Annotated in this window: 14 protein-coding genes; all 14 read right to left on the bottom strand. The window is 28.9% G+C overall.

The window, feature by feature from the left end; all coding sequences use genetic code 11:
* Positions 1-4 precede the first annotated feature (4 nt).
* Positions 5-1,480 (bottom strand): alpha-N-arabinofuranosidase, encoded by a 1,476-nt coding sequence (locus tag I4V51_RS01070; RefSeq protein ID WP_195986476.1) that lies wholly within the window; start codon positions 1,478-1,480, stop codon positions 5-7.
* A 14-nt stretch (positions 1,481-1,494) separates the two neighbouring features.
* Positions 1,495-2,991, bottom strand: a complete 1,497-nt coding sequence (gene araA / locus I4V51_RS01065) for an L-arabinose isomerase (RefSeq protein WP_195986475.1) — start codon at positions 2,989-2,991, stop codon at positions 1,495-1,497.
* A gap of 82 nt (positions 2,992-3,073) precedes the next feature.
* Positions 3,074-3,718: a fructose-6-phosphate aldolase gene (gene fsa / locus I4V51_RS01060; protein ID WP_195986474.1), complete on the bottom strand. Its 645-nt coding sequence runs from the start codon at positions 3,716-3,718 to the stop codon at positions 3,074-3,076.
* 21 nt (positions 3,719-3,739) lie between these two features.
* On the bottom strand, positions 3,740-5,359 hold the full coding sequence (locus I4V51_RS01055) for an FGGY-family carbohydrate kinase (RefSeq protein ID WP_195986473.1): 1,620 nt from the start codon (positions 5,357-5,359) through the stop codon (positions 3,740-3,742).
* Between the two features lie 126 nt (positions 5,360-5,485).
* Complete coding sequence (tkt, locus tag I4V51_RS01050) at positions 5,486-7,465, bottom strand: transketolase (protein ID WP_195986472.1); 1,980 nt, start codon at positions 7,463-7,465, stop codon at positions 5,486-5,488.
* 50 nt (positions 7,466-7,515) lie between these two features.
* The gene (locus I4V51_RS01045) at positions 7,516-8,241 is read right to left on the bottom strand and encodes an L-ribulose-5-phosphate 4-epimerase (RefSeq protein WP_195986471.1); all 726 of its coding nucleotides are present in this window, start codon (positions 8,239-8,241) and stop codon (positions 7,516-7,518) included.
* Positions 8,242-8,503: 262 nt separating this feature from the next.
* Entirely contained in the window at positions 8,504-9,589 is a 1,086-nt protein-coding gene (locus tag I4V51_RS01040) for a GntR family transcriptional regulator (protein WP_195986470.1), read from the bottom strand.
* Positions 9,590-9,803: 214 nt separating this feature from the next.
* The gene (gene rpoN / locus I4V51_RS01035) at positions 9,804-11,162 is read right to left on the bottom strand and encodes an RNA polymerase factor sigma-54 (protein ID WP_195986569.1); all 1,359 of its coding nucleotides are present in this window, start codon (positions 11,160-11,162) and stop codon (positions 9,804-9,806) included.
* Between the two features lie 259 nt (positions 11,163-11,421).
* The gene (locus I4V51_RS01030; protein ID WP_195986469.1) at positions 11,422-11,748 is read right to left on the bottom strand and encodes a helix-turn-helix domain-containing protein; all 327 of its coding nucleotides are present in this window, start codon (positions 11,746-11,748) and stop codon (positions 11,422-11,424) included.
* A 128-nt stretch (positions 11,749-11,876) separates the two neighbouring features.
* Positions 11,877-12,278 (bottom strand): pyridoxamine 5'-phosphate oxidase family protein, encoded by a 402-nt coding sequence (locus I4V51_RS01025; RefSeq protein ID WP_195986468.1) that lies wholly within the window; start codon positions 12,276-12,278, stop codon positions 11,877-11,879.
* Between the two features lie 324 nt (positions 12,279-12,602).
* Positions 12,603-14,018, bottom strand: a complete 1,416-nt coding sequence (locus tag I4V51_RS01020) for a glycoside hydrolase family 1 protein (RefSeq protein WP_195986467.1) — start codon at positions 14,016-14,018, stop codon at positions 12,603-12,605.
* A gap of 157 nt (positions 14,019-14,175) precedes the next feature.
* A complete protein-coding gene (locus tag I4V51_RS01015) occupies positions 14,176-14,913 on the bottom strand; it encodes a DeoR/GlpR family DNA-binding transcription regulator (protein ID WP_195986466.1) in 738 nt (245 codons plus the stop codon).
* A gap of 514 nt (positions 14,914-15,427) precedes the next feature.
* A complete protein-coding gene (locus tag I4V51_RS01010; RefSeq protein WP_195986465.1) occupies positions 15,428-16,258 on the bottom strand; it encodes a hypothetical protein in 831 nt (276 codons plus the stop codon).
* A gap of 315 nt (positions 16,259-16,573) precedes the next feature.
* On the bottom strand, positions 16,574-17,509 hold the full coding sequence (locus I4V51_RS01005; protein ID WP_195986464.1) for a type I phosphomannose isomerase catalytic subunit: 936 nt from the start codon (positions 17,507-17,509) through the stop codon (positions 16,574-16,576).
* Between the last annotated feature and the right edge of the window lie 10 nt (positions 17,510-17,519).

Raw genomic sequence — 17,519 nt, 5'->3', positions numbered from 1 at the left:
TAAACTACTCTAAAATAAAGCTAATTACACTACAAGCTGGAATCTTAAAGTTAAATCCTTGTGCTGTTAAAGCAAAATCTTTAAACTCTTCTGGTTTAACTACTTCTGGATTATCAAATGTGTTGTATGCATTCATTTCATTAGATAAGATGGTAGCTTTAACAGATTTAATTTCTCTATCTACTAATATTCCTTCAACATTGTATCCTTCATCTACTGATAAGTTATTTATAGTTATATTAACCCTACTTTCAGAATCTATAGAAACTGATTCATGTAAATTAGGAACTTGATTTTCTTCATCAACACCTATCATTTTAGTTTCTATATAACTTTCAACTAAGGTTGATTCTTGATGACTCTTATACATATTAAATACATGATAAGTGGGAGTTAATACCATCTTCTCACCTTCTGTTAAAATAACAGATTGAAGCACATTAACTACTTGAGCTAAGTTTGCCATTTTAACTCTATCACTATGCTTATTGAAAATATTCAAATTAATACCTGCTATAAGAGCATCTCTCATAGTATTTTGTTGATATAAGAATCCTGGATTTGTTCCAGGCTCAACATCATACCAACCACCCCACTCATCAATAATTAAATCAACCTTCTTTTCCGAATCGTATTTATTCATTATTTCTAAGTGTCTATTAATTAACTCTTCCATCTTTAAAGTTTTGTTCATACTAATATACCATGTTTCTTTATCAAAACCAGTTGCTGGCCCCTTATTCAACCATCCACCTGGATGAGTATAATAGTGTAATGTTAAAGCATCCATAAAGTTTGCAGCTACTTTCATTACTCCCTCAGTCCAATTATAATCATCTACATTAGGTCCACATGCAATTTTATAAAGCTTATTTTCTCCATAATTCCTGCAATATGTCTGATATCTTCTATACATATTTCCATAGAATTCTGGTGTCATATTTCCACCACAACCCCAATTTTCATTACCTACTCCAAAATATTTAACCTTCCAAGGCTCTTCATGTCCATTTTTCTTTCTTAATTCAGCCATTGGAGAAATACCATCAAAAGTTAAGTATTCAACCCATTCAGACATTTCTTGAACTGTTCCACTACCAACATTTCCATTTATATAAGGCTCACACTCAAGCTGTCTACATAATTCCATAAACTCGTGGGTTCCAAAGCTATTATCTTCTACAACACCACCCCAATGAGTATTGACCATTCTCTTACGGTTTTCCTTTGGTCCAATTCCATCCATCCAATGATATTCATCAGCAAAACATCCCCCAGGCCAACGTAATACTGGTATCTTTATCTCCTTTAAAGCTTGTACAACATCTGTCCTCATACCTTTTACATTAGGTATTTTAGAATCCTCACCAACATATATACCTTCATATATACATCTTCCTAAATGCTCTGAAAAATGCCCATAAATTTCTTTGCTTATTTTTGACTTTTTGTTATGTGTATTGATTACTAATCTACCCATAATCCCTAACACCTCTATCTTCTTAGTTTCCAGTATAAGTCATTCCATTTTAACTCTTTAGAAAACTCATTTATATTAGTATCCTTATCAATAACAACTGCTTCAATTCCATACATATCAGCTAAATCAGTTAATTGTTCTGAATCTAATTCATAAGAGAATGAAGTATGATGTGCTCCACCAGCAAGTATCCAAGCCTTTGCTCCTACTTTTAACGATGGTTCTGGTCTCCATAATACTCTTGCTACAGGAAGTTCAGGAAGTTCTTTTTCAACTTCTTTAGCTTCAACAGAATTTATTATTAAACGCATTCTTCCACCTAAATCTATTAATGAAGCACAAACTGCATTTCCTGCTTGTCCGTTAAATATTAATCTAGCTGGAGCTGCCTTATCTCCAATTCCTAAGTGTTTAACTTCAATTAATGGCTTATTTGCTGCTACTGTAGGACAAACTTCTAACATGTGAGCTCCTAATATTAATTCATTTTGTGGATCAAAATTATATGTGTAATCTTCCATAAATGAAGTTCTAGTATTATTAGTCATTATTTTCATTAATCTAACTAATCCAGCAGTCTTCCAGTCACCTTCTCCACCGAATCCATATCCATCTTCCATAAGCCTTTGAACTGCTAAACCTGGTAATTGTTCCATTCCATGAAGTACTTGGAAGTTAGTTGTAAATGCAGTATATCCCCCTTTTTCTAAGAATCTTCTTAAAGCAATTTCAACCTTTGCTTGATACTTAATAGAATTTCTTACAGTTCCTTCTGTTTTTCCAGCTTCACAAATTTCATATTTTTCTTCATATACTTTCATTAAATTTTCTATTTCTTCATCACTAACTTCATTAATTACTTCTACTAAATCTCCAATTCCGAACGCATCACAAGTCCATCCTAATTTTAATGCTACTTCAACCTTATCTCCTTCAGTTACAGCAACATCTCTCATATTATCATCAAATCTAGCAATTTTAATATTTCTACCTTCAACATATCCAGCTGCAACGTTCATCCATTTATTTATTTCTAAATGTGCTTCTGGATCTTGCCAATGTCCAACAACAACTTTTCTATTATTACCCATTCTTGTATTTATGAATCCAAACTCTCTATCTCCATGAGCTGATTGATTTAAATTCATAAAATCCATATCCATTGTTTCCCATGGAATATCTCTATTAAATTGTGTATGGAAATGTAATTGTGGTTTATTTAAAATTGATAGTCCTCTTATCCACATTTTCGCTGGAGAAAACGTATGCATCCAAGTTATGATACCTGCACAATTTTCATCATTATTAGCAGCTAAACATATATCATATATTTCTTTAGCATTTCTTACTGTTGGTTTATAAACTATTTCATATTTAATTCCTTCAATATCATTTAATCCGTTTACCATTTCTCTTGAATCTAAAGCAACTTGCTTTAATGTATCTTCACCATATAAATCTTGACTTCCTGTTACAAACCAGAAATTATATTTTTTTGTTATATTAATCATCTAACTCTCTCCCTTTTTACCTTTTTTCAATTTTTTTGTCCCTTGGTCGCTTGTATAGCGCCCAAAGGTAACTTGTCCTTTATTATTTTCCTACTTTACTATAATCACTTATAAATCTTTCAATACCCGCTGTAGTTAATGGATGTTTTGCCATATCTTCAATTTGAGCATATGGTATTGTTGCAATATCAACTCCTGATAATATACATTGAAGTATGTGCTCTTTAGTTCTTATACTTGCTGCAATTATTTCTGTTTCAAATCCATAATTTTCTTTAGCAATTATCAAATCATTAATTAAATCCATTCCATCTAAACCTATATCATCTAATCTTCCAACAAATGGACTAATATAAGTTGCTCCAGCTTTAGCTGCTAAAACACCTTGATGAACACTGAATATTAATGTAACATTTGTTTTTATTCCTTCTTTAGATAAAACCCTAACTGCACTTAATCCCTCTAAAGTCATGGGAATTTTAACAACTATATCTTTACTTATTTTAACTAACTCTCTTGCCTCTCTAATCATCCCTTCAGTATCTAAGCTCATAACCTCTGCACTTATTGGTCCATCTACTATCTCACATATTTCAGGAATTACTTCTGCCATTGTTTTATTTTCTTTTGAAACTAATGATGGATTTGTTGTAACTCCATCGATTAAGCCCATAGAATTTGCCTTTTTAATTTGTTCAACATTCGCTGTATCTATAAATATTTTCATAACTCTCTTCCCCCTAATAATTTATACCATTGATATTTCTTTTATTTTAATTTTATTTTGCAAGTAGCTTACAGCTTCTTGTTCTACTGATAAACCTTTTTTATAGTTTTCTAAGAATTTTTCATATCCTTCAACAATATTTTCTTCTGGCTCAACCATTAACGATTCTGCAGCTCCAAATATTTCACTATTTAAAAAGTTTTCTAAAGTGCCAACTTGCACTTTTTTATCAAGATATAATGCTAATAATGCAATTCCCCATGCACCTCCATCTCCTGCTGTTTCCATTACAACTACAGGAACTTCTAAGGCTGCAGATAAAATATTTTGAGCAACTCCTTTAGTCTTAAATATACCGCCATGTCCAAGAATTTTATCAATTTTCACATTTTCTTCCTTAGTCAAGATATCCATTCCAAGCTTCATAGCTCCAAAACATGTATATAAATGAGTTCTCATAAAGTTCGCTAGATTAAATTTTGAATTTGCAGGGTGTAAGAATATTGGACATCCTTCTGATAAACCAACTCCGTGTTCACCTGAATAGAAACAGTAAGATAATAGATCTCCACAATCATTATCACCTTCTAATGCTTTTTCAAATAAAGTCTTATATAACTCTCCAGCTGTAACCTTAATTCCAAATGCCCCCAAACATTGATTAAATATTTCCATCCAAGCATTAATATCTGAAGTACAATTATTTGAATGTGCCATTGCTACCAAATCTCCAGTTGGAGTTGTAACCATATCTAATTCTTTGTGAACCTTAGATAACTCTTTTTCAAGAACTACCATAGCAAATGCTGAAGTCCCTGCTGATACATTCCCTGTCTTTTTAGCTATACTATTAGTAGCTACCATTCCAGTTCCAGCATCTCCTTCTGGTGGACAGAATTTTGCTCCCGATTGCAAGTTTCCAGATGTATCTAAAAGTAATGCACCTTCTTCCGTTAAAACTCCAGCTTCTTCTCCTGCTACTAAAACCTTTGGAAGTATACCTTTTAAATTCCATGGATATTCATTATTAGAAATTAATGAATCAAACTTTTCTATCATTTCTTGATTAAAGTCTCTTGTATTTAAATCTATAGGTAGCATTCCTGATGCTTCACCTACACCCATTACTTTTTCACCAGTAAGCTTCCAATGAACATAACCCGCCAAAGTTGTAAGATATTCTATATCTTTTACATGTTCTTCCTCATTTAAAATAGCTTGATATAAATGTGCAATACTCCATCTTTGAGGAATATTATATTTGAAAAGATCTGTTAATTTATCTGCAGCTTCTCCGGTAAAGTTATTTCTCCATGTACGGAACTCCGTTAATTGATTTCCATACTTATCAAAAGGAAGATATCCATGCATCATTGCACTTATGCCCATTGCAGATAATTTATTTATTTTTACATCATATTTTTGTTTAACTCTATCACATAAATTCTTATAACATGCTTGAATTCCTGTCCATACTTCTTCTAAAGAATATGTCCAAATTCCATTAACTAGGCTATTTTCCCAATCAAAGCCTCCAGTTTCTATAACTGTTCCCATTTGATCAACAAGAACTGCTTTTATTCTAGTTGAACCAAGCTCAATACCTAAAACAGCCTTTCCTGATTCTATTGTCTTTCTCATCTAATTCAACTCCCCTTTTAGTGACTAAGTAAGAATTTAAAATGAATAGTTTCGGTTGAAAATATATTCATCAGAAACTCCAAATGAAGTTTCTTCCTACACTTTTAGCTCTTCAATTTTACTTCTTCACTTAAGCATCTCTTTTACTTTATTTACTACAGTTTCTTTATTAAATCCAAAGAAATTCATTACTTCATTACCATTACCTGATGCACCAAATGTATCTATACATAATGTTTCATCAACATATTTATGCCATCCATATGATGAAGCCATTTCTACACCTAATTTTTTAACTCCTGGCTTTAATACACTATTCTTATATGTTTCATCTTGCATATCAAATAACCTAAAGCAAGGCATTGATACAACATCGACAAATACTCCTTGTTTTTCCAATTCCTTTTGAGAGTTTATTGCTAAATCTACTTCTGACCCCGTTGCTACTATTTGAGCTACTGGAGTTTGCGAAGCTTCTGAAATTATATATGCACCTTTTCTAACATTATCTACACAATTAAATTCAGCATTTATACTTATATTTTGTCTTGTTAATACTAATACTGAAGGTGTTTCTTTATCTTCTAAAGCTATTTGCCATGCTGCATTTGTCTCATGAGCATCTGCTGGTCTAATTACATTTACATTTGGTATAGCTCTAAGTCCAGCTAATTGTTCAATTGGCTCATGTGTTGGTCCATCTTCTCCTACAGCTATTGAATCATGAGTCAATACATATACTAATGGCATTTTTTCAATTGCTGACATTCTTATTGCTGGTTTTAAGTAATCACTAAATACAAAGAATGTTGAAACAAATGATTTTAATCCACCATGAAGCATTATTCCATTTCCGGCCGCTGACATTCCAAATTCTCTTACTCCAAACCAAATATTCTTTCCTTCTGGACTATCTTTTCTAAAATCACCTTGTTCCTTTAAATAAGTCATATTTGAATGTGCTAAATCTGCCGAACCACCAAATAATCCATCATAAGCTTTAGCGATTGCATTCATTGTGAATCCTGAAGCATTACGAGTTGCCACCGCTTGCCCATTTTCATACTTAGGTAATACTTCTTCAAAATTAATATTTAATTCTCCATTAATTGAAGATATTAAACTATCATAAGCTTCTGGATAAGCTTCTTTATATTTATTTACTAACTCATTCCATTCTGATTCTTTTTCTTTTCCTCTTGCTATAACACCATTACTAAAATCTTCTTTTACTTCAGCTGGAACTGTGAAAGGTTCATAATTCCAATTTAAGCTTGTCTTTGTTTCTAAATATTCATCTGACCCTAAAGGTGCTCCATGAACCCCATTTGTTCCTCCCTTATTAGGTGCTCCATATCCAATAGTTGTTTTAACTTCTATTAATGTAGGCTTATCTGTTACTTTTTTAGCTTCTTCTATTGCTGCTGAAATTGCTTCAATATTTATATCCCCATCTTCAACCCTAATAGTATGCCAATTCATAGCTTTTACCCTATCTAAAACATTTTCTGAAAATGAAGTTGAAAGCTTTCCATCTAAACAAATATCATTTGAATCATATAAAACTATTAGTTTCCCTAATCCTAAATGTCCTGCTAAAGATATTGATTCATTAGCAACACCCTCCATTAAATCCCCGTCTCCAACTATTGCATAAGTATAATGATCAATTATATTTAATCCACCTTTGTTATATTTAGCTGCTAGGTGTTTTTCAGCCATTGCCATTCCTGTAGCTTGTGCAATTCCCTGACCTAAAGGACCACTAGTTGCCTCTACCCCATGAGTATGTCCTACTTCTGGATGACCTGGAGTTCTTGAATTTAATTGTCTAAATTGTTTTAAATCATCTATAGTAACATCAAATCCACATAAATGTAACATTGAATATAAAAGAGCTGAACCATGTCCCGCTGATAATATAAACCTATCTCTGTTAAACCATTTACTATTTTCAGGATTAATGTTCATATGCTTATTAAATAATGTATATGTCATTGGTGCTGCACCCATACAAATTCCTGGATGACCTGACTTTGCCTTTTCTATTTGATCTACTGATAACATTCTTATTGTATTTATACTTTTTAATTCTAACTCTCTCATTTTACCCTCCAACTTTTATTATCTACTTTAACTATTACCAATCTTCATCTTTATTTTGTTACTGCTTCTTTTGCTTTTACAGTATCTTGTCCATAATAAGCATTTGCTCCATGTTTTCTAAAGTAATGCTTATCTTGTAATTCTGACGGTATTGGAGTAATTTCTCTATTTAAATTTTCAGTTCTTATTGCCATCTTAGCTACTTCTTCTAAGACCACTGCATTTAATACTGATTTACTTGCAGTCTCTCCCCATGCAAAAGGTCCATGACTTGCAATTATTATTCCTGGTACACTTAATTCATCTATATTTCTTTCAGTTAATGTTTCTATTATTACTGAACCAGTATTTTTCTCATATTCACTTTTAATTTCTTCATTATTTAATGCTCTAGTACATGGAACTGGTCCATAAAATGTATCTGCATGAGTAGTTCCATATGAAGGAATATCTCTTTTAGCTTGTGCCCATGCAGTTGCAAATGATGAGTGTGTATGAACAACACCACCTATCTTAGGATATCTTTTATATAATTCAATGTGAGTCGGTGTATCTGAGGATGGTCTTAAGTCACCCTCTACTACATTTCCTTCTAAATCTACTACTACCATATCGCTAGCCTTCATTTCGTCATAACCTACACCGCTTGGTTTAATTACTATAAGCCCTTTTTCTCTATCTATTCCACTTACGTTTCCCCAAGTTAATACAACCAAATTATGCTTTACTAAATCTAAGTTTGCTTTAAAAACTTCTTCTTTTAAATTCTCTAACACCTTAAATCCCTCCCATTTTTGTTTGCACTTCAAATATTACTTCATATTTTAAATTTACTACTACTAAGAAATAACTCAAGTGCATACAATTTTGTATATTCAAAAACTATGTACCGTACAATTTAATATTATCAAATATACTCCCCTTTGTAAATGTTTTTATTTCAAAATTTTAGAAAATATTGAACGTACATTTATAAAGTTTAACAACAAAAAAATAAGAGCTTTACATTTTGTTGTAAAACTCTTATTCTTATAAATTTTAAATACTTTTTGCACTGTTTTTAACTACAATTTCAGGCTCAAATACATAAGAAACCCTTTTTTCTCCATCCCTTATTAACGCTAATAACATTTCTGCTGCTTTTCTTCCTAATGCTTCTTTAGGATGTGATATTGTTGTAATTCCACAATCTAATGCAGCCGATATAGTTTCATCATTATCATATCCAACAACAGATAAATCTTCAGGCACTCTAATTCCTAACTCTTTAGCTATCTTAACTACATTCATAGCTACTTTATCATTATAACAGAATATAGCTGTTGGTCTATCTTCTCTATTTAATAAACTTCTAGTAAATCCTTGAATATAAAACTCCTCTTCAAATGTTTTAAATCTTCCTATGATAGTATTATCAATATCTATATTGTTTTCTTCTAAAGCTTTCAAATAACCTTTTTTACGTTCAACCCCTTGTACGTCATCCTCTTTAAATAATCCAGCTATTTTTTTATGTCCTAACTCAATTAAATACTTACAAATTTCGTATCCACCTTTTTCATCATCTATAGCTACATATGATTGCTTTTCTTTGTCATACGCTGCATTAATCATTAAATATGGAATATTATTTTTTGCTATTTCTTTATAGTATTCTATATTTGTATTACCTAAAGCACTAGCTGTAGGCTCTATTATTGCACCAACAACATCATACTCTAATAATTTTTTTAATTGCTCACGTTCTTTTTCTTTATCATTATTAGTGCTTAACAAAAGAATATCATATCCATTTTTGCTTAATACCTCTTCTATTCCCTTAATTAAAAATGGAAATATATACTCTGATACATATGTAGTAATAACCATAATCATTTTACTATTATTATTTTTTCTATCTTTGCCTAACTTTTCAACAAACGCACCCTTACTTTTTTCTCTATAAATATATCCTTCTTTTTCAAGCTCTAATATAGATTGTCTAACAGTGTGCCTGCTTACTGAGAATATCTCTCCTATCTCTTGTTCTGTAGGTAATTTCTCACCATACTTCATCTCTTGATTTAATATTTTATCCCTATAAAATTCAAATATTTCTATATATTTAATAGTTTTTTCGGCCATAACATACACCTCCCCAATATTGTACTTACAATTTTTATCTTTCTATATTAAATTTTAACTCATTTTTAATATTTTTACCATACACATTTAAAATTAAATCAAAGATTTTTTATGTATATTATATAAAAAAACAGAGGTTGTATTCATTCGCAATCTCTGTTCTATAATAATCTTATTATTAAACCACACCAATATTTTTTTACAGTTATTTTAGCTATATCCTTTTTCTTTTAGAGGATGATTTAATTCCTAATTCTTCTCTATATTTTGCAATAGTTCTCCTTGAGATATTTATATGCTCTTCATTTAATAAATCACATATAAACTGATCTGCTAACGGCTTTTTCTTATTTTCCAAATCAATCATCTCTTTTATCTTACTTTTAATTAATTTAACAGAAATATCTTGATATCCTATTATAGAACTTGACATACCATTGCAAAATAAATCTTTAACCTTGACCGTACCTCTTGACGTTAATATATATTTATCCTTAATTGCCCTACTTATAGTAGATTCATGCAATCCTATATCATTAGATATATCTTTTAAAGTCATAGGTTTTAAATAAATAGATCCTTTTTCAAAGTATTCCTTCTGTTTACTAACAATACACTCTAATACCTTCAATACAGTAATATTTCTTTGTTCTATATCGTTTATTAAATTTATAGCTTTGCTAATTTTATCATTAATATACTCTATCTCCTTGTTATCCTTTTCATTTAAAATCGTACTCTTATATATATTATTTATTCTAATATTAGAGACAATAGAATTATTCATAATGACATTATATTCACTATCAAATTTCACTATATATGCATCAGGTATTATAAACTTAACTTCTTCTCCAGTATAATATCCTCTTGATGGCTTTGGCTCTAAACTTCTAATAACATCACCATAAGTTTGTACCTCTTTAGCTGTAATTTTCAATTGTTTAGCTATATACTCATATTTGCTATCAGCTATATACTCTAAATACTTGAATATTATTTCTTCTAGATATTCATCTGAAATATTCCTATTTCTTAATTGTATTAAAAGGCATTCTTTAAGATTTCTTGATCCAATCCCAACTGGTTCTAAACCTTGTAAAACTTCTAATGCATATTCAACTATTTCTATATTACTATTTAACTCATTACATATATTTTCTATTGTATTTTCTAAATATCCATTACTATTTAGTGATTCAATCATATATTCTATTATTTTTTTTACTTTCTTCTCACATCTTAATTCATATAATTGTTCATATAAGTAATCCTTCAAAGATTTATTATCTGCTATAAAATTAAATACTGAAACTTCTTCATTATTATAGTGATTACTATAATTTTCATTATAATTATTATATTCTATATTTTTTATAATATCCTTATATTCAATTCTTTCTTCACTTTCTACAAGATCTAATTCACCTTCTAAAACTGGATTCTCTTCAAATTGTTTATCTATATATTCCCTTAACTCATAAGCTGACATTTGTAAAACATTTATAGATTGCTGCATTGTTTGAGTTAATATCAATTTTTGTTTTTGCACTATATCCAATTTAAAATCCATTTGCATAATTATATTCTCCTCTAACCTCCACTTACTTTTCTATTTTAAAATATATAGAATTAAATACATATATTGTAATTTATTATTAATATTATATAACATTTTCTCCGTATTAACTAATATAAACACATTAAATAAGTTATACCTAAAAAAACAGAAGGGATTCCTTAACCTCATCTGCTTTATTTATAAATATTTAGATAACTTAAACTAATTAGCTATTTCTTCATCGGTCTGGAATCATACTTACTATGTTTTTTTATTTTTCTATATAATTAGCTTTATAGTTTTCTCCCCATACATACATAGACTCTAATATAGGTTTAAGTGATTCCCCTAATTCAGTTAAAGAATACTCAACTCTAGGTGGTACTTCAGGATAAACTCTCCTACTGACAATTTTCAATTCTTCCATAGCTCTTAAATTTTCAGTTAAAACCTTTTGACTTATTCCTGTTATAGTCCTTTTTAACTCATTAAATCTTTTTGTTCCATCTGATAAATCCCTTAGTATTAATACCCTCCATTTATTACTAATCAATAACAAAGTTGTTTCTACTGGACATGCAGGTAATTCACTAATCATTATTATTCTCCTTAGTATTCTATTAAATATTTTTTCTTATTATCTATTAAAATTATATCATTTATTATCTAATTTTATATATAAAAAAAAAGTGCTCTTAAAACTTAGAGCACCTTTTATAGGTTTAATTATAAATTATATTCTTTTGGGGGTTGTCCGCTAAAATCTGATATTATAGCCTTAGCATCTTCTAAATAGAAAACTTCAAATATTGGATTATCTGCTTTTTGATATTGACCTTTAACTATTTGATTACTCATACATGCCTCTTTTACTACCATATTATCTTCAAATACAGCTTTACCACTTAATCTAATCCATGAATATTCTGGTGATGATACTGAAATTTCAACATATGGATTTTCTTGAATATCTTTATATACATTTTTTTTATTATTTGTACAAAACCATAACTTATTTTCTTTTTCAAAACAAAACATAAATGGTCTACACCTTGCTTTACCCTCCTCCCCTATTGTAGCTAAATATTGTACTGGATTATTCTTTAAAAACTGTACTACTTCATTCATTTTTTAATCCTCCTAAACTTTTAGTATAAATATATTTTAATTTTAAATATATGAAGTGAGAAGTACGCACTTTAAAGTGGTATAGTTACTTAAATGTTACTATTAAAAATTTAAAAACTTAAAAAGTAAATTATTGAATTTGTTTTTGTATATTTTTATCATAAAAGACAATAATATTAATATCCCAATTCCCCATTTATTTAAATAAAAAAATGTGTCATCCCCCTGACACATTTTTTGTATTATCTTATTATTCAAAAGAATTGCATTTGCATAATACCTTAACAGATTTATTAATTCAGTAAATACAGTCTTTTTATTATGTTATTTTTTCAAACTTTTACCATTAGTTGCTATAACTTCCTTATACCAATCAAAACTTTTCTTTTTATATCTTTCTAATGTTCCACTTCCATCATCATTTCTATCAACATATATGAACCCATATCTTTTCTTAAGTTCAGCAGTTGATGCAGATACTAAGTCTATGCACCCCCATGTAGTATATCCCATAAGTTCAACACCATCTTCTATCGCTTCTGAAACTTGAACTAAGTGATCATTTAAATAGTTAATTCTATAATCATCATTTACAGTTTTATTGCCATTTTCATCAATTATTAATTCATCCACAGCTCCAAGTCCATTTTCTACTATAAATAACGGTTTTTGATACCTGTCATATAAGAAATTTAATATATATCTTAAACCTTCTGGATCTATTTGCCATCCCCAATCTGATGCCTCTAAATATGGATTCGGAACTCCTGAAATTAAATTTCCTTTACCAGCTTTTTTTGTTGGATCAGTAGTTGCACATGAACTCATATAGTAACTAAATGAAATAAAGTCTACTGTATTTTTAAGTATATCTTTATCATTTTCTCCAAACTTTATTTCAATATTATTTTCCTTAAAATATCTATTCATATATCTTGGATATTCTCCTCTTGCATGAATATCAGCAAAGAAAAGATTTCCTCTATCTTGCTCCATAGCCTTTAATACATCTGATGGTATTGGTGTTAATGGATAATTTGGAACACCTAAAATCATACATCCTATTTTAAAATTTGGATTTATTTCATGCCCAATTTTGACTGCTAATGCACTTGCTACCAACTCATGATGCATAGCTTGATATAAATCTTGCTTGCTTAATTTTTCTTTTGGTGTCCATATTCCTGCACTCATTAAAGGAAAGTGTAATGCTGAGTTTATTTCATTAAATGTTAACCAATACCTTACTTTATTTTTATATCTTGTAAATACTGTTCTAACATAATTTTCAAAGAATCCTATAAGTCTTCTATCTACCCATCCATCATATTCTTTTGCAAGATGTAACGGTGTCTCATAATGAGATAAAGTAACTAAAGGCTCAATTCCGTACTTAGCTAATTCATCAAATACTTTATCATAAAATTCTAATCCTTTTTCATTTGGCTCTTTATCATCACCATTTGGGAATATTCTTGACCATGCAATAGATAATCTAAATGTCTTAAATCCCATTTCTGCAAACAACCTTATATCTTCTTTATATCTATGATAAAAATCAATACCAACAAGCTTCATATTATCTTCTGTAGGTTCTTCAGTTGCAGCTCCCATTATCCCTTTTGGCATAACATCTTGAATCGATAGTCCCTTACCATCTTCATTATATGCACCTTCAAATTGGTTGGCTGCTGTAGCTCCCCCCCATAAAAAGTTTTTTGGAAATTCAATATTATTCATAAATAATTCCTCCCTTTTATTAATTAACTATTTTTTCTTATATCATCATTTTATTCATTATATGAATAAAAGTCAATAAACAACTCTTGTTTTGTTCATAAAAAGAATAATTAAATTCATTAAAAAAAAAGCTGATATAATCAGCTTTTCTTATTAATTAATATATAATTTTTACGTTTCCTTCTCCAAACTCTACTTTTGAATCTGTTATTATTGTTGCCTGATTAAAATCTCCATACGTATAAAACTTTCTAACATTAAATTTGGATGTATCTGCAAGAACAAAACATTCATCTGATGATTTTATTACAGCCTTCTTAACTTCTCCATCCTCTAACATCATTGTAGTAAAGCCACTTCTCTCATCAATACCCATTGTTCCTAAAAAAGCTTTATCAAAATTCATTACACTTATCTTATTTATAATATCTTCACCCATAATTAAATTTTGTTCTGGTTTTGCATAACCACCTAAAATATAAGTGTTTATTCCCTTTGACATAAGTTTTTGTATATGAACTATTCCATTTGTAACTACTGTTATATTGCTAGACTCTATATAGTCAATCATATAAAAACATGTAGAACCCGAATCTATAAATATAACATCATTATCTTTAATTAACTCTGCTGCTTTTTTTGCAATTATTATTTTTTCTTCCTTTTTAGTATTAAAAATCTTATTGAAATCTAGTGGCATTATTGTGTCCTGATCCTCTACTATTTCAGCTCCTCCCCTAACTCTTTTTAATAACTGCTTTTCTTCCATAGCTATTAAAGTTCTTCTTACAGTTGATCTAGATAACTGAAACTTTTCCATCAACTCTTCTACTGATGCATATTTTTTTTGTTTTAAGTATTCTGTAATTTCTATCCATCTATCTATAAGTATCATAATTATTCACCTTACTTTATTTTTACTCAAACTGTTCACTATATGAACAAAATGGTAACATTAATTAATTTTACTGTCAATAAAAATTAAGACTATTATACCGTTACTTTTTATTTATTATTTTATTTAATATCACTTTTCATTATAATTTTAGATAAAAAAAATCGCTCTTGAAATTCTACTAGTGCCTCTATTTGTTGTCTACTATACTTATTAATCTCTCTAGAAACTACTAACTTATCTTCAATATCTTTAACAACATCCCCTTTATATTCCCTTAAAGATTGAAATTTACCTATTATATATACATAAATTTATTCTCCATCTACCTATATTGTATTAGGAATATAACCATAATTAGCAAATAATAAAAACTCTAAAATAAATCAAATAAAGAAGAGTAGATAGATTTACTTATTATAAAAATCTATTTACTCTCCTACATAATCTTTATAATTATATAGTAAAACAATATATTGTTTTACTATATAAAATTAAACATATATCTATACTTTTATCTACCAAAAATAGGTTCATTTATATTCCTATTATATATTTTAATAATTCCTATTAATGAAATTATGTTAGCTACAACTCCAAATGTACCTGCAGTTACAAAAATTTGCTTAGCCTCAAGTAATAATTGCTTTTCTAAATTACTACCATTATTTATTAAATTCAATAATGCATTATATCCAATATCATAAAGAACCCCTCTTTGTATAACATAAAGTTCTGCTGCAACTACTGCATCTTCATCAGGATTTTCTAGTTTCTTTATTCTTTTATCATATTTACTTTTTATTAAATTAATACTTTTCAATGTAGATCTAAGTAAAAAATAATCCCCACAAAATCTTAATATAAAACAATATGCTTGTAAATATAATGTATCTATATCTTTTTTATCAAAGTTTAAAATATCTATAACAAAACTATCTTTATATAATTTAATATAGCCACTTATATTTAATTCATATACAATTACTGTAATCATAGCTGCCTGCTTTATTAAATTTTCTGGTTCTATTGACCTATTAATTTCTCCTCTTTTATACCTATTACTTAGCTCATTATATCTACTAAAGCTTATACAAAAAATTAATATACTTGCTACTAAAGCTAAATATTGTCCCTCAATCAATAATCTAATTGGATTGTTTTCTATAGCCTTTTTATTACAACTAAATTTAATACTTTCAAACATTGCACTCACAAGAAGTGCATCTGATATCATATATATTAAAATTATATATACTTGTAAATTTAATAATGATAATTCAAACTCATCATATTTAGATATAGATTTAACCTCTTTTTTACTTTTTGAAGATTTATGAGACATCTATAGATTCCCCCATTTTTATTTCAGATCATCATGTTATACACCATAAATTATTTCTTTATATAATTAAACTTGTATATTTTGCTCTGTTGTAAAAATGATGGTTCTAAATTAATTGCTTTTTTATGTAATCTATTTGTATTCTATGTAAATACTTATTAGTTAGTTACATTTTTAAAGTCTATTTAATCAAATAACTCGCCCCAGAGTAAAATAATAATCTTTGATTTGCCTTTGGGAACACACTTTTTATCTCTTTAAACTTTAGTAATATTTTTTCTTAACCCTCTAATCTTTTTCTCTATATACTTATAGCTAAACATAACTTTTTAGTAATGTTAAACTCCCTTTAATTATATACTTACCCAATTTAGCTGGTATGAAAATGCTATCACCTTTTGAAATTGCACACTCTTTATTTCCTTCTGATAATATTTTCCCATCCCCTTCAACACAAGTTAAAATATAAAACTTATTTTCATCACTTTTTTCATCAACTTGTCCATTTATAATATACTTTTCTATTGTAAAGTAATCACTTTCGCATAAAATACCCCTTTTATAACCTTTGAATTCTACTAGATTACTTTCACTTGCATTTATTGCTTTTAAATTAAAATCTATAACATCTAAAGATTTTTCTACATGTATTTCTCTAGGCCTTCCATAGTCGTAAATTCTATAAGTAATATCACTATTTTGTTGGATTTCTGCAATTATAACGCCTTCACAAATAGCATGAACTAACCCACTGTTTATTAAGAAACAATCACCCTTTTTAACCTCTATTTTATTTAAAAATTCCTCTGTTCTACCCTCTTCTATTGCCTTTTCAAAACCATCTTTATTACACCCCTTAGTTCCAACAATTAAACTTGCCCCAGGCTTTGCATCTACAACATACCAAGCTTCCGTTTTTCCAAAAGAATTCTCAACTCTCTTTGCATAATCATCATTAGGATGTACTTGAACAGATAACTTTTCTTTAGAGTTTATAAGTTTAACAAGCAATGGAAACTTGCTAGTATCTATGTTTTTACCTACAAGTTCTTCCCCATATATATTAATTAATTCCTCTAAACTTTTACCTTTTAATTCTCCATCTTCAACTATGCTCATACCATTTTCATGACATGCTATATCCCAACTTTCTCCTATTTCACCACTTGGTAAGTTATCTCTAAATTCTTCTAAATCTCTTCCTCCCCATATTTTATCGAAATATATATTTTTAAATTTAATTGGATACATATGAATTCCC

Source organism: Clostridium sp. D53t1_180928_C8, from assembly GCF_015667795.1.
In the GTDB taxonomy this organism is placed as follows: Bacteria; Bacillota; Clostridia; order Clostridiales; family Clostridiaceae; genus Clostridium.
Note: the sequence above shows the minus strand (reverse complement) of the source record. Positions and strands in the feature narration are given on the sequence as shown.

Bases quoted from the DNA above. Each gene is read 5' to 3' on its own strand.
- I4V51_RS01070 (WP_195986476.1), bottom strand. From the start codon at position 1,480: ATGGGTAGATTAGTAATCAATACACATAACAAAAAGTCAAAAATAAGC.
- araA (WP_195986475.1), bottom strand. From the start codon at position 2,991: ATGATTAATATAACAAAAAAATATAATTTCTGGTTTGTAACAGGAAGT.
- fsa (WP_195986474.1), bottom strand. From the start codon at position 3,718: ATGAAAATATTTATAGATACAGCGAATGTTGAACAAATTAAAAAGGCA.
- I4V51_RS01055 (WP_195986473.1), bottom strand. From the start codon at position 5,359: ATGAGAAAGACAATAGAATCAGGAAAGGCTGTTTTAGGTATTGAGCTT.
- tkt (WP_195986472.1), bottom strand. From the start codon at position 7,465: ATGAGAGAGTTAGAATTAAAAAGTATAAATACAATAAGAATGTTATCA.
- I4V51_RS01040 (WP_195986470.1), bottom strand. From the start codon at position 9,589: ATGGCCGAAAAAACTATTAAATATATAGAAATATTTGAATTTTATAGG.
- rpoN (WP_195986569.1), bottom strand. From the start codon at position 11,162: ATGGATTTTAAATTGGATATAGTGCAAAAACAAAAATTGATATTAACT.
- I4V51_RS01030 (WP_195986469.1), bottom strand. From the start codon at position 11,748: ATGATTAGTGAATTACCTGCATGTCCAGTAGAAACAACTTTGTTATTG.
- I4V51_RS01025 (WP_195986468.1), bottom strand. From the start codon at position 12,278: ATGAATGAAGTAGTACAGTTTTTAAAGAATAATCCAGTACAATATTTA.
- I4V51_RS01020 (WP_195986467.1), bottom strand. From the start codon at position 14,018: ATGAATAATATTGAATTTCCAAAAAACTTTTTATGGGGGGGAGCTACA.
- I4V51_RS01015 (WP_195986466.1), bottom strand. From the start codon at position 14,913: ATGATACTTATAGATAGATGGATAGAAATTACAGAATACTTAAAACAA.
- I4V51_RS01010 (WP_195986465.1), bottom strand. From the start codon at position 16,258: ATGTCTCATAAATCTTCAAAAAGTAAAAAAGAGGTTAAATCTATATCT.
- I4V51_RS01005 (WP_195986464.1), bottom strand. From the start codon at position 17,509: ATGTATCCAATTAAATTTAAAAATATATATTTCGATAAAATATGGGGA.